This window comes from Bacillus sp. XF8, assembly GCF_017498755.1.
GTDB classification, from domain to species: Bacteria; Bacillota; Bacilli; order Bacillales; family Bacillaceae_G; genus Bacillus_A; species Bacillus_A bingmayongensis.
Genome location: NZ_JAGDQK010000004.1, coordinates 137950 through 164101, shown reverse-complemented (window position 1 = coordinate 164101; position 26152 = coordinate 137950). Strand labels below are relative to the sequence as shown.

At 37.9% G+C, this 26152-nt stretch carries 27 protein-coding genes and 1 other annotated feature; of the genes, 18 read left to right on the top strand and 9 right to left on the bottom strand.

Annotated features, from left to right (window positions below):
- Positions 1-6 precede the first annotated feature (6 nt).
- Positions 7-885, top strand: a complete 879-nt coding sequence (gene sdaAA, locus J4P91_RS05085; protein ID WP_017150951.1) for an L-serine ammonia-lyase, iron-sulfur-dependent, subunit alpha — start codon at positions 7-9, stop codon at positions 883-885.
- 53 nt (positions 886-938) lie between these two features.
- Here sdaAA and proI read toward each other — a convergent pair whose 3' ends face one another.
- Entirely contained in the window at positions 939-1778 is an 840-nt protein-coding gene (gene proI / locus J4P91_RS05080; protein ID WP_207993131.1) for a pyrroline-5-carboxylate reductase ProI, read from the bottom strand.
- Between the two features lie 166 nt (positions 1779-1944).
- Here proI and J4P91_RS05075 point away from each other — a divergent pair, with 166 nt between their 5' ends.
- Both J4P91_RS05075 and J4P91_RS05070 read left to right on the top strand, forming a co-directional pair.
- Positions 1945-2898, top strand: coding sequence for an MBL fold metallo-hydrolase (locus J4P91_RS05075; protein ID WP_207993130.1), 954 nt, complete (start codon positions 1945-1947; stop codon positions 2896-2898).
- A gap of 9 nt (positions 2899-2907) precedes the next feature.
- On the top strand, positions 2908-3702 hold the full coding sequence (locus J4P91_RS05070) for an SDR family oxidoreductase (RefSeq protein WP_017150954.1): 795 nt from the start codon (positions 2908-2910) through the stop codon (positions 3700-3702).
- Between the two features lie 29 nt (positions 3703-3731).
- Here J4P91_RS05070 and J4P91_RS05065 read toward each other — a convergent pair whose 3' ends face one another.
- Positions 3732-3917, bottom strand: coding sequence for a YqzH family protein (locus J4P91_RS05065; RefSeq protein WP_207993129.1), 186 nt, complete (start codon positions 3915-3917; stop codon positions 3732-3734).
- A gap of 225 nt (positions 3918-4142) precedes the next feature.
- On the opposite strand from J4P91_RS05065, the gene argC reads away from it, so the two are divergent.
- From argC to J4P91_RS05035, 6 genes are all read left to right on the top strand, one after another.
- Positions 4143-5180 (top strand): N-acetyl-gamma-glutamyl-phosphate reductase, encoded by a 1038-nt coding sequence (gene argC / locus J4P91_RS05060; RefSeq protein WP_207993128.1) that lies wholly within the window; start codon positions 4143-4145, stop codon positions 5178-5180.
- A 10-nt stretch (positions 5181-5190) separates the two neighbouring features.
- Positions 5191-6417 carry a bifunctional glutamate N-acetyltransferase/amino-acid acetyltransferase ArgJ gene (gene argJ / locus J4P91_RS05055; protein WP_243763713.1) on the top strand — a complete coding sequence of 409 codons (1227 nt, stop codon included), beginning with the start codon at positions 5191-5193 and terminating at the stop codon, positions 6415-6417.
- An 11-nt stretch (positions 6418-6428) separates the two neighbouring features.
- Positions 6429-7196 (top strand): acetylglutamate kinase, encoded by a 768-nt coding sequence (argB, locus tag J4P91_RS05050; RefSeq protein ID WP_207993127.1) that lies wholly within the window; start codon positions 6429-6431, stop codon positions 7194-7196.
- The gene (locus tag J4P91_RS05045; RefSeq protein ID WP_207993126.1) at positions 7193-8353 is read left to right on the top strand and encodes an acetylornithine transaminase; all 1161 of its coding nucleotides are present in this window, start codon (positions 7193-7195) and stop codon (positions 8351-8353) included. Before argB ends, J4P91_RS05045 begins: the two co-directional genes overlap by 4 nt.
- A 12-nt stretch (positions 8354-8365) precedes the next feature.
- Complete coding sequence (argF, locus tag J4P91_RS05040) at positions 8366-9319, top strand: ornithine carbamoyltransferase (RefSeq protein ID WP_207993125.1); 954 nt, start codon at positions 8366-8368, stop codon at positions 9317-9319.
- Between the two features lie 115 nt (positions 9320-9434).
- Complete coding sequence (locus J4P91_RS05035; protein ID WP_207993124.1) at positions 9435-9605, top strand: hypothetical protein; 171 nt, start codon at positions 9435-9437, stop codon at positions 9603-9605.
- Positions 9606-9628: 23 nt separating this feature from the next.
- Here J4P91_RS05035 and J4P91_RS05030 read toward each other — a convergent pair whose 3' ends face one another.
- Together J4P91_RS05030 and J4P91_RS05025 are read right to left on the bottom strand one after the other, a co-directional pair.
- Entirely contained in the window at positions 9629-10075 is a 447-nt protein-coding gene (locus tag J4P91_RS05030) for a MarR family winged helix-turn-helix transcriptional regulator (protein ID WP_207993123.1), read from the bottom strand.
- A 75-nt stretch (positions 10076-10150) separates the two neighbouring features.
- Positions 10151-10918 carry a GDSL-type esterase/lipase family protein gene (locus tag J4P91_RS05025; protein ID WP_207993122.1) on the bottom strand — a complete coding sequence of 256 codons (768 nt, stop codon included), beginning with the start codon at positions 10916-10918 and terminating at the stop codon, positions 10151-10153.
- A 450-nt stretch (positions 10919-11368) separates the two neighbouring features.
- On the opposite strand from J4P91_RS05025, the gene cpdB reads away from it, so the two are divergent.
- A complete protein-coding gene (cpdB, locus tag J4P91_RS05020; RefSeq protein WP_207993121.1) occupies positions 11369-13741 on the top strand; it encodes a bifunctional 2',3'-cyclic-nucleotide 2'-phosphodiesterase/3'-nucleotidase in 2373 nt (790 codons plus the stop codon).
- Positions 13742-13858: 117 nt separating this feature from the next.
- Here the strand turns inward: cpdB and nhaC are convergent, their stop codons facing one another.
- On the bottom strand, positions 13859-15229 hold the full coding sequence (gene nhaC / locus J4P91_RS05015) for a Na+/H+ antiporter NhaC (RefSeq protein WP_207993120.1): 1371 nt from the start codon (positions 15227-15229) through the stop codon (positions 13859-13861).
- 256 nt (positions 15230-15485) lie between these two features.
- Positions 15486-15705: a binding site (T-box leader), on the bottom strand.
- A gap of 119 nt (positions 15706-15824) precedes the next feature.
- On the opposite strand from nhaC, the gene J4P91_RS05010 reads away from it, so the two are divergent.
- The 8 genes from J4P91_RS05010 (at position 15825) to J4P91_RS04975 (ending at position 22607) form a co-directional block, all read left to right on the top strand.
- Entirely contained in the window at positions 15825-16205 is a 381-nt protein-coding gene (locus J4P91_RS05010; RefSeq protein WP_374192010.1) for a hypothetical protein, read from the top strand.
- 77 nt (positions 16206-16282) lie between these two features.
- The gene (gene bioA / locus J4P91_RS05005) at positions 16283-17716 is read left to right on the top strand and encodes an adenosylmethionine--8-amino-7-oxononanoate transaminase (protein ID WP_207993118.1); all 1434 of its coding nucleotides are present in this window, start codon (positions 16283-16285) and stop codon (positions 17714-17716) included.
- On the top strand, positions 17716-18444 hold the full coding sequence (bioD, locus tag J4P91_RS05000) for a dethiobiotin synthase (RefSeq protein WP_207993117.1): 729 nt from the start codon (positions 17716-17718) through the stop codon (positions 18442-18444). The genes bioA and bioD overlap by 1 nt, the downstream gene beginning before the upstream one ends.
- On the top strand, positions 18410-19597 hold the full coding sequence (gene bioF / locus J4P91_RS04995; RefSeq protein WP_207993116.1) for an 8-amino-7-oxononanoate synthase: 1188 nt from the start codon (positions 18410-18412) through the stop codon (positions 19595-19597). Before bioD ends, bioF begins: the two co-directional genes overlap by 35 nt.
- Positions 19594-20334 (top strand): alpha/beta fold hydrolase, encoded by a 741-nt coding sequence (locus tag J4P91_RS04990; RefSeq protein WP_207993115.1) that lies wholly within the window; start codon positions 19594-19596, stop codon positions 20332-20334. The genes bioF and J4P91_RS04990 overlap by 4 nt, the downstream gene beginning before the upstream one ends.
- Positions 20300-21157, top strand: a complete 858-nt coding sequence (bioC, locus tag J4P91_RS04985) for a malonyl-ACP O-methyltransferase BioC (protein ID WP_207993114.1) — start codon at positions 20300-20302, stop codon at positions 21155-21157. Before J4P91_RS04990 ends, bioC begins: the two co-directional genes overlap by 35 nt.
- Positions 21111-22109: a biotin synthase gene (bioB, locus tag J4P91_RS04980; protein WP_207993113.1), complete on the top strand. Its 999-nt coding sequence runs from the start codon at positions 21111-21113 to the stop codon at positions 22107-22109. The genes bioC and bioB overlap by 47 nt, the downstream gene beginning before the upstream one ends.
- A gap of 177 nt (positions 22110-22286) precedes the next feature.
- Positions 22287-22607, top strand: a complete 321-nt coding sequence (locus J4P91_RS04975) for a hypothetical protein (protein ID WP_017150973.1) — start codon at positions 22287-22289, stop codon at positions 22605-22607.
- Positions 22608-22631: 24 nt separating this feature from the next.
- On the opposite strand, the gene ribH is transcribed toward J4P91_RS04975, so the two are convergent.
- The 4 genes from ribH to ribD are packed head-to-tail and all read right to left on the bottom strand — an operon-like array spanning position 22632 to position 26060.
- Complete coding sequence (ribH, locus tag J4P91_RS04970) at positions 22632-23093, bottom strand: 6,7-dimethyl-8-ribityllumazine synthase (RefSeq protein WP_017150974.1); 462 nt, start codon at positions 23091-23093, stop codon at positions 22632-22634.
- 22 nt (positions 23094-23115) lie between these two features.
- The gene (locus J4P91_RS04965; RefSeq protein ID WP_207993112.1) at positions 23116-24309 is read right to left on the bottom strand and encodes a bifunctional 3,4-dihydroxy-2-butanone-4-phosphate synthase/GTP cyclohydrolase II; all 1194 of its coding nucleotides are present in this window, start codon (positions 24307-24309) and stop codon (positions 23116-23118) included.
- Between the two features lie 12 nt (positions 24310-24321).
- The gene (gene ribE, locus J4P91_RS04960) at positions 24322-24966 is read right to left on the bottom strand and encodes a riboflavin synthase (RefSeq protein WP_207993111.1); all 645 of its coding nucleotides are present in this window, start codon (positions 24964-24966) and stop codon (positions 24322-24324) included.
- Positions 24948-26060, bottom strand: a complete 1113-nt coding sequence (ribD, locus tag J4P91_RS04955; RefSeq protein WP_207993110.1) for a bifunctional diaminohydroxyphosphoribosylaminopyrimidine deaminase/5-amino-6-(5-phosphoribosylamino)uracil reductase RibD — start codon at positions 26058-26060, stop codon at positions 24948-24950. Before ribD ends, ribE begins: the two co-directional genes overlap by 19 nt.
- Positions 26061-26152 lie beyond the last annotated feature (92 nt).

Sequence of the window (26152 nt, the reverse complement as noted above, 5' to 3'; positions counted from 1 at the left end):
CGCATCATGTTTCGGAACGCAGCGGAACTAGTGGCACAAGCTAAAGAACAGAATGTAAAAATTGCAGAAATTATGATTCAATGTGAAATGGAGACAAGAAGTATCTCTCGTGAAGAAGTACTTGCAGGCATGGAGAAAAACTTAGTCGTGATGGAACAAGCCGTAGAGCGTGGCATTAAAGGTGTGAAATCACCAACTGGTTTAACTGGTGGTGATGCGGTGAAAGTACAAGAGTATATGAAGAGCGGAAAAGGCTTATCTGGACATACAATTTTGGATGCAGTGAGCAAAGCGGTTGCAACAAATGAAGTAAATGCAGCCATGGGGATTATTTGTGCAACACCAACAGCTGGATCGGCTGGAACTGTACCAGGCGTACTGTTTGCGCTCAAAGAAAAATTACAGCCAACACGGGAAGAAATGATTGAATTTCTATTTACAGCGGGAGCATTTGGGATGGTTGTTGCTAATAATGCTTGTATTTCAGGTGCAGCTGGAGGTTGTCAAGCTGAGGTTGGTTCAGCAAGTGGAATGGCAGCTGCGGCAGCTGTTGAAATGGCTGGTGGAACACAAGAACAAGCAGCAACAGCGATGGCGATTGCTTTAAAAAATATGTTAGGATTAGTATGTGATCCGGTTGCTGGACTTGTAGAAGTCCCTTGTGTAAAACGTAATGCAGCGGGTGCTTCAAATGCAATGATTGCAGCAGATTTATCACTAGCTGGTGTAACGAGTACAATTCCATGCGATGAAGTTATTGAAGCGATGTTTAGAATTGGGCAAACAATGCCAGTTGCACTTCGTGAGACAGCAGAAGGTGGACTAGCAGCAACACCAACAGGCCGTCGTCTCCAAGAAGAGATTTTTGGAAAGAGTAGCAAATAAGAGAATATAGTTGTGATAAAAGGAGCTCAGATTTATTTTCTGAGCTCCTTTTATTATTTTTCTTTTGTTAATTGTTCTAATGTTTTTCCGAGTTCATGAGATCGTTTTGTAGCTTGTGTAATACATGCAACGAGTGCTTGTTGAAAATTAAAACTCTGTAAAATTTCGATGCCAGCTTCTGTCGTTCCACCAGGAGAGGTAATTTCTTTTCGTAAGATAGAAGGGTGCTTTGTATTAGCCTTAAGCATTTCAGCTGCACCGATCATTGTTTGTAAAATAAGTGATTTAGCCACAGACTCTTCTAAGCCGATTTGTTTTGCAGCTTCTTCCATTGCTTCAACTACGTAATACACGTAGGCAGGACCACTTCCTGATAATGCAGTAACAGCATGCATATGCTCTTCTTCCACCACTGAAACAAGGCCGATTGTTTCAAATAAAGATTTAGCAATATGAATATGCTGCTCTGTTGCATGCAAGGATGGAGATATAGCTGTAGCAGATTTTAAAATAGCTGCTGAAGTATTTGGCATTGCACGGATAATCGGAACATTTTTTTGAAGCAAGCTTGTAATAGAACTTGTAGAAACACCAGCTAATAATGAAATAACGAGTTGATTATTCGTTATATATTTTTTTATAGGTTGAAGTGCTTCTACGACGTCTTTTGGCTTCATTGCAAGAAAAATAATATCCGCATGAGTAAGTAGCTCCTCTTTGTTATGTGTTCCCTTGACACCGTATTTTGTATGTAATTCCTGTAATCTTGTTTCATTGGAGCGGTTACTTACTGTAATTTGTTCACCCTTTACGACATTCGCATCTAATAAACCAGCGATGATTGCTTCAGCTATAGATCCAGCACCTAGAAAGGAAATGTTTTGAATAGACATGATGCGCCTCCTTTATTTTTTGTAAGAAAAACTTATAAATTTACATACATTCGTTTTATTATAGAAAACACCTTCTTTTTGTCTGAAAATAATGACAAATTTTTATAGAAGTTGTAAACTGAAGAGGGATTCATTTTTGAACCGGAGAGAGACGGGGGGCATAAACATGGTAGCAATTCATCGAATGGAGATTCCTGTTCCATTTGCAGTTGAGACAGTTAATGTGTTTTTAGTAGAGGGAGAATCATTAACATTAATTGATACAGGGACAAATACAAAAGAGGCAAAGTCGGCATTAGAAAAACAATTAAGGACTTTAGGATACAAGATAGTAGACATTGAAACAGTAGTGATTACACATCATCATGCTGATCATTGTGGGCTTTTAAACACATTTTCTGAGAAGACGAATATTGTGGGCCATCCTTGGAATGAGCCATGGATTACGCAGGATTCTCAATTTTTGAAACGTTATCAGCAATTTTTTCAAGAAGCCGCATTACAGTTCGGAGTTCCGGAAGCATTTTTGAAAAATGAAGCATTACTTACAACGAAAACACTTAAATATTCCTGTAATAGATCGTTAACACATACTGTACGAGAGGGAGACGGTATTGAATTTTTACCTGAATTCACAGTTATTGAAACACCAGGGCATGCTTCGACTCATATTTCGTTATACAGGGAGCGAGATGGGTTGTTAATTGGTGGGGATGCTTTAATTAGTCATATTTCTTCGAATCCGATATTAGAACCGCCATATGAAGGGCAGACTGAGCGAGCACGCCCTTTACTACAATATAATCAAACATTAAAACGTTTAAGTAACATGAAGATTTCACGCATTTTATCAGGTCATGGAGAAGATATTGTGAATGTGAACGAGCTGATAGAAGGAAGGTTGCAAAAGCAAGAAACACGTGCGTTTAAAGTATTAGAATTATTAAAAGAAAAACCGATGACAGCCTTTGAAGTATGTGTGAAATTATTTCCTGTATTATATAAAGAGCAATTGCCACTTACGATTTCAGAAACAGTTGGACAATTAGACTTTTTAGCATATAATCAACAAGTGATGATTGATGAATCGTCGCCACAATTGATTTATTATGCAAAGTAGGTGACAGCGATGACAGGACGTTTACAAGAAAAAGTAATCGTCATTACAGGAGCTTCTAGTGGAATTGGAGAACAAGTTGCGATGCAAGTTGCAGCAGAGGGCGCGATTCCTGTATTGATAGCACGGACAGAAGACAAACTACGAGTATTAGCAGAGAAGATTAAAACGACTTACAATACGCCTTGTTATTATTATGTATTAGATGTAAGTGAAGAAGCAGAAGTTGATACTGTTTTTGCAAAAGTGTTAAAAGATGCAGGACAGATTGATATATTGGTAAATAATGCGGGTTTTGGTATTTTCAAAACGTTTGAAGAAGCGTCCATGGCTGAAGTGAAAGATATGTTTCAGGTCAATGTATTTGGATTAGTAGCTTGTACGAAAGCTGTATTACCTCATATGTTAGAGAGCAATAGTGGACAAATCGTTAATGTTGCTTCTTTAGCAGGGAAAATTGCCACGCCAAAATCTAGTGCATATGCAGCGAGTAAACATGCAGTATTAGGATTTACGAATAGCTTACGTATGGAGCTCTCAAATACAAATATTCACGTGACAGCAATTAATCCAGGGCCAATTGACACAAACTTTTTTGATATTGCTGATCAATCAGGTACATATGTGAAAAATATGGGACGTTACATGTTAAAGCCGACATACGTAGCAGAGCAAATTGTAAAAGCAATGCAAACGAAAAAGCGTGAAGTGAATTTACCAAAATGGATGAGTGTTGGACCAAAACTTTTTGCGTTATTTCCAAGTGTTTTTGAACGTATAGCAGGTAAATCATTAAGTAAAAAATAGGAGATTTCCAAATGGAAATCTCCTGTTTTTTATTTTCCCGTAATATATTCATAAACAATATCCTCAATTGCTTCATATACATCGATATCAGATTCCGAACCAAGCATTGTTTGGATACTTTGAATTAAAACTTCCTGATCCTCTTTTGAAACAGGTTTACATTGATATTGCTGAAAACTTTTCATCAACATCTTCTCGATTAATTTTTCATCCATGTTTTTCCCCGCTTGCATGTATAAATGTATTGTTTTTATTGTACTTGAAGTATATAAAAAATACTAGTGTACATCATCTTCGTATAAAAATTCATACGTATATATTGTTTTTCTAGAAAAATTACGAATTTAAAACTTTTAAAATTAATAAATATTTAATTGACTCTATAAATATACAATATTATAATCATACTTAATTTAAAGAATTGAAATAAGGAGGAACATATGAAAGTCGCGATTATTGGAGCAACTGGATATGGAGGAATTGAGTTAATAAGGTTGTTACATCATCATCCATATTTTTCGATAGCATCTCTTCATTCTTTTTCACAAGTAGGAGAACAGATAACAAATGCATATCCGCACTTACGAAATGTTATTGTCAATACGTTACAAGAAATCGACGTAGATGTGATAGCGAAGGAGGCTAGTATTGTATTTTTAGCGACACCGGCAGGGGTTTCGGCTGAGCTGACGCCACGCTTGCTAGCGGCTGGTTTAAAAGTTATTGATTTATCAGGTGATTTTCGTATGTTGAATCCTTATGCATATGAAACATGGTATAAAAAGCCCGCTGCAAAGGAAGAAATTCTTCAAAAGGCCGTGTACGGATTAAGTGAATGGAAAAAGCTAGCGATTCAAGAAACAGAATTGGTTGCAAATCCAGGATGCTTTGCAACAGCAGCTCTATTAGCAGCAGCCCCGTTAATGCAGGGCGGGATGATAGAGGAAGACTCACTTATTATCGATGCGAAATCAGGGGTGTCAGGAGCGGGAAAGACACCGACAACAATGACTCATTTTCCAGAGCTATATGATAATTTCCATATTTATAAGGTGAATGAGCATCAGCATGTTCCAGAGATTGAACAAATGCTTACCGAATGGAATAAACAGGCAAAACCAATTACATTTAGCACACATTTAATTCCGATATCGAGAGGGATTATGGTTACTCTCTATGCAAAAGCAAAACGAGATATCCATGCACAGATATTACAGAAGTTATATGAAGAAACGTATTGTCATGCCCCTTTTGTTCGGATCCGTTCTAAAGGAGAGTTTCCAAGTCCAAAAGAAGTAAGGGGTTCAAATTATTGTGATATTGGAGCGGCTTATGATGAACGAACAGGACGTATTACAGTTGTTTCCGTTATCGACAATATGATGAAAGGAGCAGCTGGGCAAGCAATTCAAAATGCAAACTTATTAGCAAGGATAGAGGAAACAGCGGGATTACAATATATACCACTTTATCCATAAGGAGGGGAGAATGGTGATTAAAACAGATTGTATTCTAAAAGTAGAGGGCGGTTCCATCGTATCACCAAAAGGTTTTTCAGCAAATGGTGTTGAAGCTGGCGTGAAAAAAGAGAAGAAGGATATGGGAGTAATTGTGTGCGATGTTCCTGCTAATTGTGGAGCTGTATATACAACAAATCAATTTCAAGCTGCGCCAGTACAAGTTACAAAAGAAAGTATAGCTATGGAAGGAAAACTACAAGCAATTATTGTAAATAGCGGAAATGCAAATGCTTGTACGGGTGTACAGGGATTACAAGATGCGTATGAAATGAGAAGGTTGGCTGCGAAACAATTCCATGTAAAAGAAAATCATGTGGCAGTTGCTTCAACAGGTGTCATTGGACTGCCTTTGCCGATGGAGGTGATTCGGGATGGAATTCCATCTCTTGTACCATCGAAAGAAAAAGAGAAAGCAGACTCCTTTTATGAAGCGATATTAACAACGGATCTTATGACAAAGCACTCGTGTTATCAGTTAATGATTGAAGGGAAAGAAGTGACGATTGCAGGGGCAGCAAAAGGTTCTGGTATGATTCATCCGAATATGGCGACGATGCTTAGCTTTATTACAACAGATGTAAATATAGAACAAGAAGCACTTCAGCTAGCATTATCACAAGTTACGAATCATACATTTAACCAAATTACAGTGGATGGAGATACATCTACAAATGATATGGTGGTTGTAATGGCAAGCGGGTTATCAGGAACAACTGCTATTCATACCAATCATGTGGAGTGGGAGAAATTTATGGTTGCTTTGCAAAAGGTATGTGAGGACTTAGCGAAGCAAATTGCTAAAGATGGTGAAGGTGCTACTAAGTTAGTTGAAGTGAATGTATATGGGGCACGAACAGTAGAAGAAGGGAATAAGGTTGCAAAACAAATTGTTGGTTCAAGTCTTGTGAAAACAGCAATGTATGGTGAAGATGCAAATTGGGGCCGCATTATTAGTGCGATTGGTCAAAGTAGAGTTGCTATTGAACCTACTGCTGTTGATATTGCTGTTCAGTCTATTTCTGTTTTACAAAGCAGCGAGCCACAAGCATTCTCTCAAAAGGAAATGAAACAAAAATTAAAGCAATCTGAAATTGTGATTGACGTTCATTTGCACCTTGGAGGGGAGAAAGGGAGAGCTTGGGGCTGCGACTTAAGTTATGAATATGTGAAAATAAATGCTTGTTATCGTACGTAAGGAGAGAAGAGATGAGCGAGTATATTATAGTAAAATGCGGTGGTAGCATGTTAGATCGTTTAGATCATGTATTTTTAAAATGTATAGAGCAACTGAAGAAAAAATATCAAGTTATTGTTGTTCATGGTGGTGGACCAGAAATTGACGCAAAGCTAAAGCAATTTAATATTTCAGTTGAAAAGAAAAATGGGTTACGTGTGACGACAAAAGAAGTGATGAATGTTGTTCAAATGGTTTTATGCGGAAGTACGAATAAAAAAGTGGTGATGAATTTTCAAAAGCATGGCTTGCATGCAATCGGAATCTCTGGTTGTGATGGGAATTTACTTCAAGTTCAGCCCCTTGATATGGATATTGGATATGTTGGAGAAGTTAGCGGTGTAGAGACTTCACTACTAAAAGGGTTACTAGATTTGAATTATATTCCGGTTATTGCTCCGATTGGGATAAGGGGAGACCAGGTATATAATATAAATGCAGATACTGCTGCAGCAGGGATTGCAGCGGCGCTGGGGGCGAAAGAACTACTCTTTATTACGGATGTAGACGGTGTATTGTGTGAAGGAGAATTGTTAAACAAAACGGATGAAATAGAGCTTTTACAGCTTATAGAAGAAGGAGTTATTACAGGGGGGATGATTCCGAAAGTACAGGCGGCTCTTACCTCCATACAGATGGGAGTTCAGCATGTCAGCATTGTAAATGGTGCAAAACATTTTGTAGGAACATCAGGTGAGTGGATTGGAACGACAGTAACAAAAGGGGTGAATATTGTATGAGCAGTCATATATTTCCGACATACGGGAGACGTGGTATTGAAATTGTTCAAGGGACGGGAGCGAAGGTTATAGATGAAAGTGGGAAAAAGTATTTAGATTTTACTTCTGGAATTGCTGTATGCAATTTAGGACATTGTCATCCTGTACTTGTAGAAGCAATGACAAAGCAATTACAAGAAATTTGGCATATATCAAATCTTTTTCCGCACAAGATACAAGAAAAGGTAGCTGCATTGCTAACAGAAGGACGGGAGTTAGATTACGTGTTCTTTTGTAATAGCGGAGCAGAAGCGAATGAAGCAGCGCTTAAGCTAGCGCGTAAGCATACAGGGAAATCTCTTGTTTTAACATTCCAGCAATCTTTCCATGGTAGAACGTTTGGGACAATGAGTGCAACTGGACAAGAAAAAGTAAAAACGGGATTCGGGCCACTTCTTCCGTCTTTTTTACATATTCCCTTTAATGATATAGAAGCGTTCAGGGAGGCAATGAATGAAGAAGTGGCGGCAGTTATGGTGGAAGTTGTTCAAGGAGAGGGTGGCGTCTTACCTGCTGACATTTCCTTTTTGCAAGAGATAGAGCAGTTATGTAGACAATATGGAGCCCTTTATATGATCGACGAGGTGCAAACAGGGATGGGAAGAACGGGAACATTATTTGCTTATGAACAGACTGGAACATCCCCGGATATTGTTACAGCGGCAAAGGCGCTTGGAAATGGTATTCCAGTTGGGGCAATGCTTGGAAAGAAAAAGCTTACGTCTGCTTTTTCAGCGGGGACTCATGGTTCTACATTTGGTGGAAATTATATTGCAATGACAGCAGCAAAAGAAGTGTTGCAAATTATGAAGCAACCATCTTTTTTGCAAGAAGTTAAGGTAAAGGGAGAATATTTATTACAAAAGCTAAAAAAAGAATTACATGATATTGAATGGATTACTGATATTCGCGGGAAAGGACTTATGATTGGAGTCGTTTGTAAGTGTGACGTCACGCCAATTATAGCCCAATTAGAAAAAGAGGGACTTCTTGTATTGCAAGCCGGAACGAATGTTTTACGACTTTTACCACCACTCATTGTAACGAATGAAGAAATAGATGAAGCGATAAATATGATGAAAAGAGTGATTTGTACACAAAAATCACCAATATTATAAGGGGGAAATGCTATGTCAACTGTACAAGTACCGAAATTACAAACGAAGGACCTTTTAACATTAGAAGAACTGACGCAAGAGGAGATCATTACGTTAATTGAATTTGCAATGTATTTAAAAAAAGAGAAACACGTCCCTTTATTAGAAGGAAAAATATTAGGGTTAATTTTTGATAAACATTCAACTCGTACGCGTGTTTCTTTCGAAGCAGGAATGGTACAACTTGGTGGACATGGAATGTTTCTAAGTGGAAAAGAAATGCAGCTTGGCAGAGGCGAAAGTGTTTCAGACACGGCAAAAGTATTATCTCATTATATTGATGGAATTATGATTCGTACATTCTCACACGCGGATGTAGAGGAGCTCGCGAAAGAAGCAAATATTCCTGTTATCAATGGATTAACAGATGATCATCATCCGTGTCAGGCATTAGCAGATTTGATGACAATTTATGAAGAAGTTCATACATTTAAAGGAATTAAACTTGCTTACGTAGGGGATGGAAATAATGTATGTCACTCTTTACTGCTAGCAAGTGCAAAAGTCGGTATGCATATGACAGTAGCGACGCCCCCAGGATATGAACCGAATGAACAAATTGTAAAGCGTGCGCTAGAAATTGCAAATGAGACGGGAGCAAATATTGAAGTCTTGAATGATCCGGAGTTGGCAGTGAAAGATGCTGACTTTATCTATACGGATGTTTGGATGAGTATGGGGCAAGAAGATACAGAAGAGAAATATAAATTATTTCAACCGTTTCAAGTGAACGGAAAACTTGTTCAGCATGCGAAAGCAACGTATCGTTTCTTACATTGTTTACCTGCTCATCGTGAAGAAGAAGTAACAGGAGAAATTATAGATGGACCTTCTTCCGTTGTTTTTGAGCAAGCAGGGAATCGATTGCACGCTCAAAAAGCATTATTGGTAAGTTTATTTCAAAATGTGAAAAAACTTTCTAAATAGAGAGGGTTTCCATATATTATTTACTAAAAGACATATAAATCGCTTGTACAAATATAAAGAATGTCACATTCATTTTCTACCTTGAATATGTTTAAGGAAAAGGAGGAGAAGATAAATGTATTATTACTATGTACCTAAAGGATATCCATATGTGAATTATTATCCCGCTTATGCACGGCAACAGTTTGAATCATATCAGCCGCCGCAGCCTTCTCAGGAACGAAAGCCTTACTTAATGACATGGCCGTATTCAAATGTGTATTATGGAAACTATTATGAATCATAAAGCTGCTTCTTTTGGAAGCAGCTTTACACGTTTGTTTTCAAAATTAAGCTTTGAATGGTTTGAAGCGAGTGAATGAGTTGTTCACGATCGCTTTCAGATAATGTTTGAAAGTTTTCTTTTAGTTTGTCTAAAATAAATTGTTGATACTGACTTACTAATGATTTCCCTTCAGCCGTAAGAGAAATTAAAATGACCCGTCGATCTTTTTCGCTGTAATGACGCTCTATGAGTTCTTCCTGAATCAATTTATTTAATAGAGGTGTCATGTTTGGCCTTGAAATCGCCAATCGCTTTCCGATTTCTGACACTGCTAATGTGCCACGTTCATGCAATAGCAGTAACACCTGTGTATGTGACGGTGGCATGTGCCTTTGTGAAGAAAATTCTCCAGGAAGCATAAATTTGCGATAAAAAAGAGGCACTAACGAAAGAAGATGATCAACAATACGTTCCCACTCACGTGATTCCATATAAAGGCCCCCTTCCATTATCATTGTAACAAAAAAAGGTACCGTATAAAAATAGAATTGTTTGTTTTTACCTTACTATTTGTAGGATAATACTTGTTTAGTAAATGCGTCAGCGATAATTTCATAGCCTTTATCATTTGGATGTACTTGATCGTACAGTAATTCTTTTTTATCATTCGGTATTAGCTTTCGAACAGGCAAAACAATAGATGGAGGGTTTGCTTTAGAAATAGAATAAATCGAATCATTCCAGCCATCTAAAAACATATCGGCATAAGAAGCGATTGAATCATCGAGTTGTAAAGGGTTATAAAGTTCAGATAAAATAAGTAAAGCATTTGGATTGATTGTTCGAATAGTGGTTACGATGTTTCTTACATCAGTTTCAAAATGATTTTTTTCTTTGTTTAACATTTTTATACCATCCATAACCCCTACATTACGATTTAAGCGAAATAAATTATTTCCGCCAATACTAATAGTAATTAAATTTGCTTTTTTTATTTTTTGCTTAACTTCTTCTGATTGCACCTTCTGAACAAGACGATCCGTTGTTAACCCATTTATACCGAGGTTTTCCACTGTAATGGGTTTATGAATTTGTCCCTCTATTTGATTAGAGGCTAGCTCCGCATATCCTCCTTGTGTAGAGCCATATCCTTTTGCAAGAGAATCACCTAACACAAGATGATAAAAAGAATCATTCGTTTGCTTATCAATCCAATGAAGAGTAGATGCTGTAGTTTTTTCTTTTGGTTCTTTTGTCTCATCGTTCTTTTCGAAATACGAATAAGAAATGATTAGAAGGAGGAGACAAAGTATAGTTAAGATGACTTTTTTCATAAATTCATCCTCCTTGTAATTGGTTATTGTATCATATTCAGCAGTATAAGCAATGGAAGGTTATAGTATATTTTTATGGAAATTTTACAGTAACTTTACAGAAAATTTGTAGAAGTATGTCAAAAAATATTGACGATATGAAAGTAGGTTCGATATGATAATGTCAGATAACGTAAAACTTCCATCAGTGGGGATTGTCTCCATCTCTCACTGATGAAAAGCTTTCACTAATCGGGCTTTTACGGGCAGTTGATCCCCACCTAACTTTTTTGCTTCTACTGAATTTTGAGGTGAGGTTCTTACTGTCCAAGAATAGCGAGATAAGTAAAGGTACGTCACTCTAATATAAAGAAAGAAGAGAATCGAGGTAGAGAGACTACCTTATTAGAGTTTGATGAGAAACTCATTTTATTTGGTTTTGAAGGGACAATTTTATAAGGGGGATTTTTTGTGAAGAAGTCAAAGAAAGTGTTAGCCGGAGCGACGCTTGCACTAGGGGTTATGGCTCCGCAAGTGTTGCCAACAATCGCCCATGCAGAGGGACAAGCAGAGGAGAGTACAGTTAAATTACGAATCTTGGAAACTTCTGATATTCATGTTAACTTAATGAATTACGACTATTATCAAACAAAAACGGATAATAAAGTCGGCCTTGTTCAAACTGCAACTCTTGTTAACAAAGCACGCGAGGAAGCAAAGAACTCTGTGTTATTTGATGATGGGGATGCGATACAAGGAACGCCGCTTGGGGATTACGTGGCGCAAAAAGGTTTGGATGGAGACTATGTTCACCCTTTATATCGTTTAATGAATTTAATGAAGTATGACGTCATTTCTCTTGGGAATCACGAGTTTAACTATGGTTTGGACTACTTAAATAAGGCGATTAGCAAAACACAGTTCCCAGTTATTAATTCAAATGTATATAAAGACGATGGCGATAATAATGAAGAGAATGATGAAAACTACTTTAAACCATACCATATTTTTGAAAAAGAAGTAGAAGATGAAGCTGGGCAAAAACAAAAAGTGAAAATTGGAGTAATGGGCTTTGTACCACCACAAGTTATGGGATGGGATAAAGCGAATTTAGAAGGAAAAGTAAAAGCGAAAGACATTGTGCAAACGGCGAAGAAAATGGCTCCAAAAATGAAAGCCGAGGGTGCGGATATCATTGTTGCATTAGCACACTCTGGCGTCGATAAAAGTGGTTACAATGCTGGGATGGAAAATGCATCGTATTATTTAGCAACAGAAGTTCCTGACGTTGATGCAGTGTTAATGGGACATTCGCATACGGTAGTAACAGATAAGTTTAACGGTGTTCCAGTTGTGATGCCTGGTGTTTTCGGAAGTAATCTAGGTATTATTGATATGCAGCTGAAAAGAGTAAACGGAAAGTGGGAAGTGCAAAAGGATAAATCTGTTCCAACTGTTCGCCCAATTGCTGATAGTAAAGGAAATGCATTAGTAGAATCTGATAAGAGATTAGTTGATGAAATAAAAGATGATCATGAAGCGACGATTAAATATGTAAATACACCTGTTGGTAAAACGACAGCACCAATTAATAGTTATTTTTCACTTGTACAAGATGACCCATCCGTTCAACTCGTGACGAACGCTCAGAAATGGTATGTAGAAAAGTTATTTGCAGAAAATGGACAGTACAGCAAATATAAAGGAATTCCTGTGTTATCAGCAGGTGCGCCATTTAAAGCGGGTGGACGAAATGGAGCAACTTATTATACTGATATCCCAGCAGGTACATTAGCGATTAAAAACGTTGCTGATTTATATGTATATCCAAATACATTATATGCTGTAAAAGTAAATGGTGCACAAGTAAAAGAATGGCTTGAAATGTCTGCAGGTCAGTTCAATCAAATTGATCCAGCTAAAGCAGAAGAACAGTCATTAGTAAATGTAAACTATCCTACATATAACTTTGATATTTTAGATGGCGTGAAATACGAAATTGATGTTACACAGCCAGCAAAGTATGACAGAGATGGAAAAGTAGTAAACCAAAATGCAAATCGTATTGTGAATATAACATATGATGGGAAACCGATAGCTGATAATCAAGAGTTTATTGTTGCTACAAATAACTATCGTGGCAGTAGTCAAACATTCCCTGGTGTAAGTAAAGGTGAAGTTGTGTATCAATCTCAAGATGAAACGCGTCAAATCATTGCGAAATATATGCAAGAAACGCCTGTTATTAATCCGGCAGCAGATCAAAACTGGGTGTTCAAAACAATCGCCGCTGAAAAATTAAATACTACATTTGACTCTTCACCGAATGCACAGAAGTATATTACGAAAGATGGGAAAATCTCATATGTTGGTCCGTCTGAAAATGAGTTTGCGAAATATGCAATTGATTTAACGAAAAAGAACGATGAGGATAAACCAACAATACCACCAACAACAGGTGAAGGAAGTGGTGAGGACAAACCAACAACACCGCCAACAACAGGTGAAGGAAATGGTGAGGACAAACCAACACCACCACCAACAACAGGTGAAGGAAACGATGGAGGCAAACCAACAACACCGTCAACGACAGATGAAGGAAACGATGGAGACAAACCAACAACACCGCCAACGACAGATGAAGGAAACGGTGGGAACAAACCAACAACTTCTGACAAAGATGTACAAGAACCTACAAAAGTAAGTGGAGACAAAGAAACAAACAAAATGGAACGTGATCTTCCGAAAACAGGAGGAAATGTCTTTTCTACAATTGGAGCGGGACTGGCATTTGTCGGAGCAGGTATGTTCATGCTATTTAGAAGAAAAAAAGCAAATCGATAAAATGAGAATTCTATTGGTGGGGATTTTCTGTATTCTCTACTGATGGTTAGCACTCACAAATCGAGGTAAAGTAAAAGAGGATTACCGTTATCGGCAATCCTCTTTTATATATCTAATTTAAACAGTAACAGGCTTTTCTTTCTGCCAGGAAAGACCAAATCCTGTAAATCCAACGATAATTGTAACGATCGGACAAGCTAAGCAGAAGATGGAGTATGGAACGTAATCAAATGTTGGAACACTTAGTACATTTGCTAAGAAGACGCCACTTACGCCCCATGGTACAAGAGGGTTAATCACTGTACCCGCATCTTCTAGTACACGTGATAAGTTACGGCGCTTTAAGCCGACTTCATCGTATTTGTTAGCAAATGCTTGTCCTGTTAATACTATAGATAAGTATTGTTCACCAAGCAAGAAATTAACGCCAATTGCTGTTGATGCAGTAGAAATAATTAAGCGTGTACTTGTCTTAACAAAATTAGAAATAATGTTCATAAGCTGAGTGATTATGCCCATCCCTTGTAGTAATCCACCCATAGAAAGGGCAAGGAAAATAAGTGCAATTGACATAAGCATACTTTGTAAGCCGCCGCGTGATAATAAGCTATCAATATCTTTTATGCCTGTCTTAGCAACATAGCCATCTTGCATAATTTTCATCAAATCAGCAAGTGATGTACCCGGTTTGAAAATAAAGAGAATGATAATGCCAGCTACAATTCCAGCAAGTAAAGTTGGAACAGCCGGTACTTTTTTAAATGCGCATACGAATAGTAATAGGATCGGAATAAGTGTGACGATTGAAATGATTGTATTCTTTTCTAGCGCATTTGTAAAAGTAGAGAAATCAACATTTCCTGAAGAACCACTTCCTAAAATGAAGAAAGCGATAAAGGCAATAATGAAAGCAGGAATTGTTGTCCAAAGCATGTTACGAATATGCTCAAATAGATCCACTCCTGTTACAGCAGGAGCTAAGTTTGTTGTATCCGATAAAGGAGACATCTTATCCCCGAAGAAAGCTCCAGAAACAATTGCCCCAGCAATAAGCGCTGGATCGTATCCAAGAGCAGTGCCCATTCCCATAAAGGCAAGCCCTACTGTTGCTGCTGTTGTAAAGGCGCTGCCAATACTTGTTCCAACAATTGCACAAACAACAAAGACTGTTGGAATGAAAACCTTTGGAGATACAAGCCCGAAGCCGTATACCATTAATGTGGGAATCGTCCCAGCTGCAATCCAAACGCTAATTAATACACCAACAAGTAAGAAAATGAAAATGGATGGAATACCAGCTGAAATGCTACTGATCATTCCCTTTTCCATATTAGACCAAGAGATTTTTTTTATAAATCCAAATGCTAATAATACAATAATGCCAAATAAAATTGGAATGTGTGGTGATGTTCCTAATTGAATAACACTGAAGCCAATGCAGAAAAAGATGAAAAATGTTAAAAGAATAGATTCGATTTTTGAAATCATTGTTTGCCCCTCCTAATAATCTAAAATAGTTCTTTTTTATATAAAATTCGCCAATATTGTATATTTCCTTCTAAGATTTAGAATTTTTTGACAAATTATCGGTAATTGTTTAGCATCATAAAAAAACGTCCCTGCATATATATATGCAGGGACGAAAAAATCGCGGTACCACCCTAGCTTGTGAAATGAACGTAGCACAAAATAAAGGGTCGTATAATATGCACCAACAGAAAATAAAAAACGCCCCTGCAATACATGCAGGGACGAAAAAATCGCGGTACCACCCTAAATTGTGAAATCGTTCATTTCACCACTCTGTAGAAATAACGGTCCATAACCGTCTTTTACTAATCCAAATGTTTCGTAAAAGAAGCTCCAGGGGGTAATTCATAATTCGCTCTGTACTGGTTCGCACCGACCACCAGCTCTCTGAAATCAAAAAACGAAATACTACTAAATCCTATCATTGCCGATTCATATGATGTTAGTTAAATTTTTATCATATATCTATCTCATATGTCAACATATATGTTCATAATTTTTTCAAGGAAAATAATAACAGAATGTTTTTTTAATTCTTCATTTGTGCGTTATAATGAAAACAGAAAGGAGGGAAGCAATGAAGAAAAAAATATTTCTTTTTACAACGTTACTTACAGTCGTTGGTAGTGCTGGAATTTATACAGCGTTTGCATCATCTCCTGATCAACCAAAACAAAAGATCATACAAAAAGCAGAAGTAAAAGAATTGGAGAAGGTCAAAGAGGAAAAGAACAAGAAAGAAACAGCCGCTAAGCTTGGCGTTTCTCTGGAAGGGAAAACAGAGAAAGAAATTCAAAAAGAGTTAAATACGGCAAGGTTTGAAAAGCGTCATGAGCTGCTTATAGAACATGCAAAACAACTTGGAATTGATACTGAAGGAAAAAAGGATGAAGAGATTATTTTAGAAATCGGAAAGATTCAACATGGAAGATAAAGCGACTTATCATATGATAAGTCGTTCTTTTTTAAGAACATTATTATCCGAAAAAAATTGACAGCATTTCGTTTTTAATGTTAACTATATTTATACAAAAGTTAACATTAGGGGTGACAATTGTGACTGTTAGTCGTAATACAAGTGAAAAAAGAGCTTATACATATGAAGAATTGGCTGAAAAAAACAAAGCATATGTATGGCATCCATTTACACAAATGAAAGATTATTTAGCCGAAGATCCCGTTATCATTGAACGAGGAGAAGGGCGTAAATTATATGACGTAAACGGAAATGGTTATTGGGATGGTGTTTCATCAATTTGGCTTAATGTTCATGGACATCATGTGCCAGAATTGGATGACGCGATTCGTGAACAGTTAAATAAAGTTGCACATTCTACTATGTTAGGACTTGCCAATGTACCATCGATTTTACTTGCAGAAAAGGTCATTGAAGTTGTTCCAGAAGGCTTGAAAAAAGTATTTTATTCAGATTCTGGTTCTACAGCTGTTGAAATTGCAATCAAGATGGCTTTTCAATATTGGCAGCATAAAGGAAAACCTAAAAAACAAAAGTTTATCACATTAAAAGAAGCATATCATGGAGATACAATTGGGGCTGTTTCAGTGGGAGCGATTGACTTGTTTCACCAAGTGTACAGTTCGCTTTTATTTGATGCAATCAAAATGCCATATCCATATACATACCGTTCTCCTTATGGAAGCGACAAAGAACAAATTGTTCAAAAGCATTTAGAAGAAATGGAAGAGTTATTAAAAGAAAAACATGATGAAGTTGCAGCGATTATTGTAGAGCCGTTAATGCAAGGTGCAGGCGGTATGATTACAATGCCGAAAGGATATTTGAAAGGCCTTCGTGATTTATGTACCACTTATAATGTTTTATTTATTACAGATGAGGTGGCGACGGGGTTTGGTCGTACTGGAAAAATGTTTGCTTGTGAACATGAAAATGTTACACCTGATATTTTAACAGCTGGAAAAGGCTTAACTGGTGGGTATTTACCAGTGGCTATTACTGTGACAACAGATGAAATTTATGATGCTTTTTTAGGTGACTATGAAGAGCAGAAAACATTTTTCCATGGCCATAGTTATACTGGAAATCCATTAGGCTGCGCTGTTGCAATTGCCAATTTAGAACTTTATGAAAAAACAAATCTAGTAAAAGATGTTGCATATAAAGCAGAATATGTAGGGAAACAATTGGAAGCACTTTACGAATACAAGCATGTTGGAGATATTCGTCAATGTGGATTGATGGTAGGAATTGAACTTGTGAAAAATAAAGAAACGAAAGAGCCGTTTGAGTGGACAGAGCGAGTTGGTGTGGAAGTGTGTAAGCGATCAAGAGAGTTAGGAATGATTTTACGTCCGCTTGGTAACACGATTGTATTTATGCCACCGCTAGCATCTAAGGTAGATGAGATTGATGAAATGCTGGGCATTTTATATCAAGCAATTGCAGATGTTACGGAGGGAGAATAATGAGCGGTTTTTTTATAACAGCAACCGATACGGAAGTTGGAAAAACAGTTGTTACAGGTGCGCTAGCAGGAGTGTTTAGAAATCGTGGATATAACATAGGTGTGTATAAACCATTGCAAAGTGGTCATATCGATTCGAACCCAGATGGTGATGCAGCTAGATTGAAAGTTGCATCAGGAGTAACGACTGAGACGGATAGAATTTGCCCTTACTCTATTGAAGAACCTCTCGCGCCAAGACTGGCAATGCAGCGAGCAGGAAGAACTGTGAAGCTAGCACAAATTACGGCTCATTATAATGAGTTAATGACAGAGTTTGATAGCTTGCTTGTAGAAGGAGCAGGGGGGCTTGCTGTTCCATATACAGAAGATGCATTAGTGGTTGATTTTGCAAAGGAATTAAAATTACCACTTATTATTGTCGCGCGTCCGGCGCTAGGTACGGTTAATCATACCGTTTTAACAATTGCTTATGCGAAAGCAAATGGTTTAGCGGTTGCAGGTGTTATTTTATCTGGCTGTAAAGAATGTGAGAAAGAACGTGTGCAAGAAAATCAAGAAATGATTGAGGAGTTAAGCGGTGTACCAGTTGTGGGTTTACTACCGGAACTTCAAGAAAAATTTACGCGTGATGAACTATTAAGAGCAGCAGAAGAGAATATTGCGATTTCAAATTTAGAGGAGCTCATCAAACATGGATCAAACGTGGAACCTACACTTTCATTCTAGTTTAAATCGTCTGAAGGAGAAAGCCCAATATCGACATGTAGTCGTGACGGAGCAAGCTGAAGGACCATGGCTTATTAGGAACGGAAAACGTATGTTGAATTTAGCTTCGAATAACTATCTAGGTTTGGCAGGAGATAAGCGATTAAAAGAAGCATCTATTGTAGCGACAAAACAATACGGAGTAGGGGCTACGGCGTCACGGCTTGTGGTAGGAAATTATTCACTATATGAAGAGGTAGAACAGAGCGTTTGTGATTGGAAAGAAACTGAAAAAGCAATCATTGTGAACAGTGGATATTCGGCAAATGTAGGTGCAATCTCTTCTTTAGTAGGTCGTCATGACATCGTTTTTAGCGATAAGTTAAATCATGCCAGCATTGTCGATGGAATTATGCTCAGTGGTGCGGAACATACAAGATATCGACATAATGATTTGGAACATTTGGAAACATTACTGCGAATGGCGCCTTCCGCAAAGCGGAAGTTGATCGTTACAGATACGATTTTCAGCATGGATGGAGATGTTGCTCATTTAAAAGAGTTGATTATGCTGAAAGAAAAATATGGAGCGTTATTGATGATTGATGAAGCGCATGCAGGAGGAATATATGGCAAGTATGGTGCGGGCTTAGCTCACATCGAACAAGGACTTTCTCAGAAAATTGATATTCATATGGGGACATTTAGTAAAGCGTTAGGTTGTTATGGAGCTTATTTAGCAGGTGATGCAATTTGTATTGATTATATGAAAAATACGATGAGAAGCTTCATATTCACAACAGCATTACCACCAGGGACGCTTGGTGCAATGAAACGTGCAATTGAAATTGTTAAGGAAGATGAGGAAAGACGGCGGCAACTCTTAGAAAATGGAGCGTATTTCCGCAATAATTTGAAAGAAGCTGGCTTTCATATTGGTGATAGTTCAACGCATATTGTACCAGTTATTGTAGCATCGAATGAATATGCGATGCGTTTTAGCGAAAAATTGCAGGAAGCAGGAATTGCTGCAATTGCTATCAGACCACCCACTGTTCCGCACAATAGTTCGCGAATTCGATTTGCAGTTACATCTGAACATACAAAAGCTGACTTACAATGGGCTACTAGGCACATCATTCGAATTGGTAAAGAAGAGGGGGTACTGAGATGAAACAGCCCAAGCTTATTTTCATTCCCGGATGGGGGATGGAAAAACAAGTATGGGATTCATTACTTCCATATTTTCAGGAATATTCTGTCCGGCATGTTGAATGGAGTGGTGTAAAAGAGTTTGGCGAGTATGCAGAACGAGTAGTAGAGGTTACGGAAGGGCAGGATGTGATTTTGATTGGATGGTCACTTGGTGCATTAGCTGCTCTTCAAGCATGTGATAGAGTGCGGACAAAAGGGCTGATTTTAATAGGTGGTACGGCAAAGTTTACAGTAGATGAAAATTACGAGAGTGGATGGAAACCTTCTTTTGTAGAGCGGATGAAAAGAAGTTTGGTGAAGCAAAAGGATTTCACATTGAACCGCTTTTATAAAAGTATGTTTACAAAAAAAGAGATAAAAGATAGTGAACAATTCGAAGGCCTTGCAGAGCGTTTTCAAGGTGATTCCATTGAATCTTTACAGCTGGGACTTAATTATTTAATAGAGGTGGATATGAGAAGTCAGTTAAAGCACGTAAAGATGCCGATATTACTTCTTCATGGAGAACAGGATGCGATATGCCCACTATCTGCTGCTCGCTATATACAAGAAAATACGAATGGGACGCTTAAAGTAATAAATGGAGCTGGGCATGCACTTTGCGTAACTAATTTTGAATATTGCGCCAATGAAATGATCCAGTTTGTAGAGGGGATACAAAATGATCAACAAAACGTTATTGCAAAAACGATTTAATGGGGCAGCTGTATCCTATGATCAATATGCAAGTGTACAAAAAAAGATGGCGCAACAATTGCTTTCTATAATGAAAAAACACTACCACAAAATGTCGTCCATCCGCATTTTAGAACTCGGATGTGGAACAGGATATTTGACTGAGCAATTAGTCGTTGCTTTTCCAAATGCAAAAATTACAGCAATTGATTTTGCTGAAAGTATGATTGCTGTTGCTAAAACGAGAAATCATGTAGAATCTGTGACATTTAGGTGCGAAGATATTGAACATCTTACATTAAGTGAGTCATTTGATGTCATTATCTCAAGCGCAACATTTCAATGGCTAAACGATTTGCAAACAACGCTGAAAAGTTTATATCGTTATTTGTTTGAAGATGGTTTGTTGTTATTTTCAACGTTTGGGGAGCAAACGTTTCAAGAACTTCATACAGCATTTCAAAGTGCTAAAGAAGAAAAAAATATACAAAATAGTGTATCTGTGGGACAACGTTTTGTAACGAGAGAACAGCTGCAAGATGTATGTGAAAGTGTAACAGGGGATGTTCATATTTTTGAAACATGTTACATAGAGAAGTTTGCTACAGTTCGTGGATTCCTACAATCGATTCGAAAAGTGGGAGCGACGAATAGCAATGCAGAATCTTACTGTCAAAGTCCTTCTATCTTTCGCACCATGCTTAGCATATACGAAAGAGATTTCACGGAAGAAGGAAAAATTGTAACAACGTACCATGCTTTATTTGCGTATATTGAAAAAGAGGGGAAGAGAAGAAATGAAACAAGTACAAACAAAAACAGATTGGAAGAAAATTGCATATGAAGTAGTAGAGGGCAGAGGTATAACGAAAGAAGAAGCAGTAGCAATTTTAGAAGCTGACGATACAGAAGTATTAGAAATTATGAACGCAGCTTATATCATTCGTCATCATTACTTTGGTAAAAAAGTTAAATTAAATATGATTATTAATACGAAATCTGGATTATGTCCAGAAGATTGTGGATATTGCTCGCAGTCTATCGTTTCAGAAGCACCAATCGATAAGTATGCATGGTTAACGCAAGAAAAAATCGTAGAGGGAGCTCACGAAGCAATTCGCCGTAAAGCAGGTACATACTGCATTGTTGCATCTGGGCGTCGTCCAACGGATAAAGAAGTAAATCATGTCATTGGTGCCGTAAAAGAAATTCGTGAAACAACAGATTTAAAAATTTGCTGCTGCTTAGGGTTTTTAAATGAAGATCAAGCAGGACGCTTAGCAGAAGCCGGTGTTCACCGTTATAACCATAACTTAAATACACATGTAAATAATTATGATAGTATTTGTTCAACGCATACATACGATGATCGCGTTGATACAGTAGAAAAAGCGAAGCAAGCCGGTATTTCTCCATGTTCGGGTGCGATTTTCGGAATGGGAGAAACGAAAGAGCAGCGCGTTGAAATTGCTTTTGAATTACAACGTTTAGATGCTGATTCTATTCCATGTAATTTCCTTGTCGCCGTAAAAGGAACGCCGCTTGAAGGGCAGAAAGAATTAACACCAGTAGAATGTTTAAAAGTATTAGCAATGATGCGTTTTGTTAATCCATCAAAAGAAATCCGTATTTCTGGCGGTCGCGAAATTAATTTACGTTCTGTACAGCCAATTGGCTTATTTGCAGCAAATTCGGTCTTCGTTGGTGACTATTTAACAACAGCAGGACAAGAGCCGACATCTGATTGGGGTATGATTGAAGATTTAGGATTTGAAATAGAAGAATGTGCACTGTAAAGATTGAAAAGAAAGCTCCTTTTGGTGCTTTCTTTTTTTGTAAACAAAATGTAATGAAATACCTTCAAGCCTTTAAAATAGTAGAGTTTCAGTAAAAAAATAAATTGTGTGGACGAATTTTCCACCCAGTAATTGTACATAGTAAAAGTGTAATTTATCTTGGGTGGAGGATCTTACATGCACAAATATATACTAGCTATTATGACTTTTTTAATTTTATTAAAGGCGATTAGTGCTGATCCAGTTAAGGCAGCTGAAAATCCGGAACAGAAAGAAATGCAGCAAAGAATTGAACAACATTTTCGAACGAAGGCTGAGCATTTTGGGATTGAGACAGAGGGAAAAGACTTAAAGGAAGTGCGGAAAGAACTTCATATTGTAGAGGAAGAAAAAAGGAGAGAAAATGTGTGGAGAACCGCTCAAAATCTTCGTATTAAAACAGAAGGAAAAACGATGGATGAATTGATAAAAGATGTACGGAAAAAAGTAGAAAAATAAAAAAAGAGGCCGAAGCCTCTTTTTTTATGCCCAGTGCTTTGATAATTGCGCCATTTCAATAGCGGCAACTGCGGATTCATAGCCTTTGTTGCCAGCTTTTGTACCAGCACGCTCGATTGCTTGCTCGATTGTTTCAGTCGTTAATACACCGAAAATAACTGGGATGTCTGTTTGTAATGATAAAGAAGCAACACCTTTTGCAACTTCATTACAAACATAATCATAATGAGTTGTAGCACCGCGAATGACTGTTCCTAGTGTAATGACAGCATCGTATTTTCCGCTGTTTGCCATTTTTTTTGCGATTAATGGGATTTCAAATGCGCCTGGAACCCATGCGACGTCAATATCGCTTTCTTCTACACCATGGCGCTTTAATCCGTCTAACGCACCGCCTAATAGTTTACTCGTAATAAATTCATTAAAGCGTCCAACAACAACTCCAACTTTTAATCCTGTACCAACTAAATGACCTTCAAATACCATATTATATCTCTCCCTTTATATATTATAAGCTTAATAAGTGACCTAATTTTTCTAATTTTGTTTGTAGATATGCCTTGTTTTCTTCTTTTGTTGGCATTTGCAACGGTACGCGTTCGACAACTTCTAAATCATAACCTTGCAAGCCTGCGATTTTTCTCGGATTATTCGTTAATAAACGCAATTGCTGTAAACCTAAATCTTTTAAGATTTGGGCACCAATGCCATAATCACGAAGATCGGCAGGGAATCCTAGTTTTTCATTTGCCTCAACAGTATCTAATCCTTCTTCTTGTAACTTGTATGCACGGAGCTTATTTAACAGCCCAATTCCGCGACCTTCTTGGCGCATATAAAGAAGAACACCTTTTCCTTCTCGTTCAATTTGAGCGAGAGCAGCATGGAGCTGCGGACCGCAGTCACAGCGGCATGAGCCGAAAACATCGCCAGTTAAACATTCAGAATGAACGCGCACGAGAACGGGTTCACCTGTCGAAATATCCCCTTTCACAAGAGCGATATGTTCTTTTTGATCTAAAGAATTTGAGTAGCCGATTGCATGAAATGTACCGAAATCTGTCGGTAATGTAATTTCAATTTCCCTTGTTACGAGCGTTTCATGATGGCGGCGATAAGCGATTAAATCTTCAATCGTAATCATTTTTATATCAAATTGCTTTGCAACTTGTACTAAGTCAGGAACACGCGCCATCGTGCCATCTTCTTTTATAATTTCACAAATAACTCCTGCTGGTTCCGTGCCGCATAATTTTGCTAAATCAACAGCTGCTTCTGTATGACCTGCGCGGCGCAGTACTCCGCCTTCCTTGGCGATTAAAGGAAAGATATGACCTGGGCGATTAAAATCTGTTCCTTTTGACGCTGGATTTAATAACTCACGCACAGTTGTCGCACGTTCGTAAGCACTAATACCTGTTGTTGTAGAAATGTGATCAATGCTTACTGTGAACGCGGTATGATGAGAATCTGTATTATGAGAAACCATAGGCTCTAACTGTAAGCGGTCTGCATATTGCTCGGTAATCGGTACACAGACAAGGCCACGGCCATGTGTAATCATAAAATTAATTGTTTCTGGTGTAATGTTCTCTGCTAAAGCGATGAAGTCTCCTTCGTTTTCACGGCTTTCATCATCACATACAATAACGACTTTTCCTTGTTTTAAATCTTCTAGTGCTTCTTCAATACGATGAAACATTGTGCTTCCCCCTTATAGAAATCCGTTTTCTTGTAAAAAGCTTTCTGTAACTGAAGTGCTTTGCTTCGAAGGCTTTGAAATAAAACGCTCAATATATTTTCCAATCATGTCACATTCAATGTTCACGATGTCTCCAGCTACTTTTTCACCAATAATAGATTCGCTTACTGTGTGCGGAATGAGTGAAATGGTAATGGAAGATTCATCTATATCAAATATCGTTAAGCTTGTGCCATCAACAGCCACCGATCCTTTGTGTAAACAATAACGGAGTAAATCATCTGGAATTTCAATTTTGTAATATATCGCATTGTAGTGCTGTTTCTTACTTACAATGGTTCCAATTCCATCAATATGCCCTGTGACGAAATGTCCACCAAAGCGCCCGTTTGCAGCCATTGCTCGTTCTAAATTTACTTTAGAACGGGTGCCGAGCATACGTAATGATGTCGCGCGCATTGTTTCAGGCATGGCATCAACAGTAAAAGAAGACGTTGTAAAAGAAGTGACGGTTAAACAGATCCCATTTACAGCAATACTGTCTCCTAGTTTTACGTCTGACAAGATTGTATTTGCTTCAATTGTCAGTTTCATTGCTTCTCCGCTTTGCCTGATATTCGAAACAGTTCCAAGCTCTTCTACAATTCCTGTAAACATGTAAGCACCTCATTTCGCACACTAGCAACGATTTTTATATCGTCGCCAATTTGTTTCATCTCTTGAATTTGCAAGGAAAGTGCATCTTGCAGTTTCATAAAGCCGGTGCCACCAAACATAGTTGGGGCATCTTTTCCGCCAATTAATTTTGGACTTATATAGGTCACGATTTCATTGAAACACTTTGTTTCTAAAAAGCTCGCGTGAACGGATTGCCCACCTTCAACAAAGAGTGAAAGGATTTGTTTTTCACCGAGAAGGAGGAGGAGTTCACGGATTTCAATTTGACTCGTTTTCATTTGAAGTACAGATACGGCCTGTGATTCATATGCTGCTATTTTTTCTTTATTTACGTTTTTTCCGACAACAATCCATGTTGGTGCCATTCCGTCTGTAATGACATGAGAGGACCGCGGAGTTCGTAAATGTGTATCTAAAATAATTCGAATCGGATGCTTGCCGCCGTTTGGAAGACGTGTTGTTAAAGAGGGATTATCAGCTATAACAGTATTCACCCCGACAAGGATGGCATCGTGCGTATGCCGATATTGGTGAACATCTGTGCGAGCGGCCTCACCTGTAATCCATTTGCTATCCCCAGTAGTAGTAGCTATTTTCCCATCTAAACTCATCGCTGTTTTTATTGTTACAAACGGTAGTTTCGTTTTCATATAGTGGAAAAAGTATCGATTTAATGTTGTGGCTTCCTCTTCAAGAACACCAGTAGTTACGCTAATACCTGCTTCTTGCAAACGTTTTGCACCATTACCTGAAACGAGCGGATTGCAATCGAGTGTAGCAATTACGACACGCTTCACCTTTTTTTCAATGAGTAGATCACAGCACGGTGGAGTTTTTCCAAAGTGACTGCACGGTTCTAACGTTACATATACAGTGGAGCCATTTGCCTTATCACCAGCCATACGAAGAGCGTGAACTTCAGCGTGTTCTTCCCCTGCGCGCAGATGCGCTCCCATTCCAATGATGTTTCCATCTTTTACAACAACAGCACCGACCATTGGATTTGGACTTGTTTGCCCTGCAGTACTGTGTGCTAACTGTAAGGCAATCCTCATATATTCTTGGTCTGTCATTCTTTTCACCTCTCCTAAGAAAAATCAAAAAACCCCAAGGATAATAGTATCCTTAGGGTTTGGGAGACGTGATTTCTAGAAATATAGTTCGA

Coding starts and splice junctions, on each gene's coding strand:
- ribH (WP_017150974.1), bottom strand. CDS start 23,093: ATGGTATTTGAAGGTCATTTAGTTGGTACAGGATTAAAAGTTGGAGTT.
- J4P91_RS05075 (WP_207993130.1), top strand. CDS start 1,945: ATGGTAGCAATTCATCGAATGGAGATTCCTGTTCCATTTGCAGTTGAG.
- ribD (WP_207993110.1), bottom strand. CDS start 26,060: ATGACAGACCAAGAATATATGAGGATTGCCTTACAGTTAGCACACAGT.
- bioF (WP_207993116.1), top strand. CDS start 18,410: ATGGATCAAACGTGGAACCTACACTTTCATTCTAGTTTAAATCGTCTG.
- argJ (WP_243763713.1), top strand. CDS start 5,191: ATGGTGATTAAAACAGATTGTATTCTAAAAGTAGAGGGCGGTTCCATC.
- J4P91_RS04965 (WP_207993112.1), bottom strand. CDS start 24,309: ATGTTTCATCGTATTGAAGAAGCACTAGAAGATTTAAAACAAGGAAAA.
- J4P91_RS05045 (WP_207993126.1), top strand. CDS start 7,193: ATGAGCAGTCATATATTTCCGACATACGGGAGACGTGGTATTGAAATT.
- J4P91_RS05030 (WP_207993123.1), bottom strand. CDS start 10,075: ATGGAATCACGTGAGTGGGAACGTATTGTTGATCATCTTCTTTCGTTA.
- bioB (WP_207993113.1), top strand. CDS start 21,111: ATGAAACAAGTACAAACAAAAACAGATTGGAAGAAAATTGCATATGAA.
- proI (WP_207993131.1), bottom strand. CDS start 1,778: ATGTCTATTCAAAACATTTCCTTTCTAGGTGCTGGATCTATAGCTGAA.
- bioD (WP_207993117.1), top strand. CDS start 17,716: ATGAGCGGTTTTTTTATAACAGCAACCGATACGGAAGTTGGAAAAACA.
- J4P91_RS05025 (WP_207993122.1), bottom strand. CDS start 10,918: ATGAAAAAAGTCATCTTAACTATACTTTGTCTCCTCCTTCTAATCATT.
- bioC (WP_207993114.1), top strand. CDS start 20,300: ATGATCAACAAAACGTTATTGCAAAAACGATTTAATGGGGCAGCTGTA.
- nhaC (WP_207993120.1), bottom strand. CDS start 15,229: ATGATTTCAAAAATCGAATCTATTCTTTTAACATTTTTCATCTTTTTC.
- J4P91_RS04990 (WP_207993115.1), top strand. CDS start 19,594: ATGAAACAGCCCAAGCTTATTTTCATTCCCGGATGGGGGATGGAAAAA.
- sdaAA (WP_017150951.1), top strand. CDS start 7: ATGTTTCGGAACGCAGCGGAACTAGTGGCACAAGCTAAAGAACAGAAT.
- ribE (WP_207993111.1), bottom strand. CDS start 24,966: ATGTTTACAGGAATTGTAGAAGAGCTTGGAACTGTTTCGAATATCAGG.
- bioA (WP_207993118.1), top strand. CDS start 16,283: ATGTTAACTATATTTATACAAAAGTTAACATTAGGGGTGACAATTGTG.
- argC (WP_207993128.1), top strand. CDS start 4,143: ATGAAAGTCGCGATTATTGGAGCAACTGGATATGGAGGAATTGAGTTA.
- J4P91_RS05010 (WP_374192010.1), top strand. CDS start 15,825: ATGAAAACAGAAAGGAGGGAAGCAATGAAGAAAAAAATATTTCTTTTT.
- argF (WP_207993125.1), top strand. CDS start 8,366: ATGTCAACTGTACAAGTACCGAAATTACAAACGAAGGACCTTTTAACA.
- J4P91_RS04975 (WP_017150973.1), top strand. CDS start 22,287: ATGCACAAATATATACTAGCTATTATGACTTTTTTAATTTTATTAAAG.
- J4P91_RS05070 (WP_017150954.1), top strand. CDS start 2,908: ATGACAGGACGTTTACAAGAAAAAGTAATCGTCATTACAGGAGCTTCT.
- argB (WP_207993127.1), top strand. CDS start 6,429: ATGAGCGAGTATATTATAGTAAAATGCGGTGGTAGCATGTTAGATCGT.
- J4P91_RS05065 (WP_207993129.1), bottom strand. CDS start 3,917: ATGGATGAAAAATTAATCGAGAAGATGTTGATGAAAAGTTTTCAGCAA.
- J4P91_RS05035 (WP_207993124.1), top strand. CDS start 9,435: ATGTATTATTACTATGTACCTAAAGGATATCCATATGTGAATTATTAT.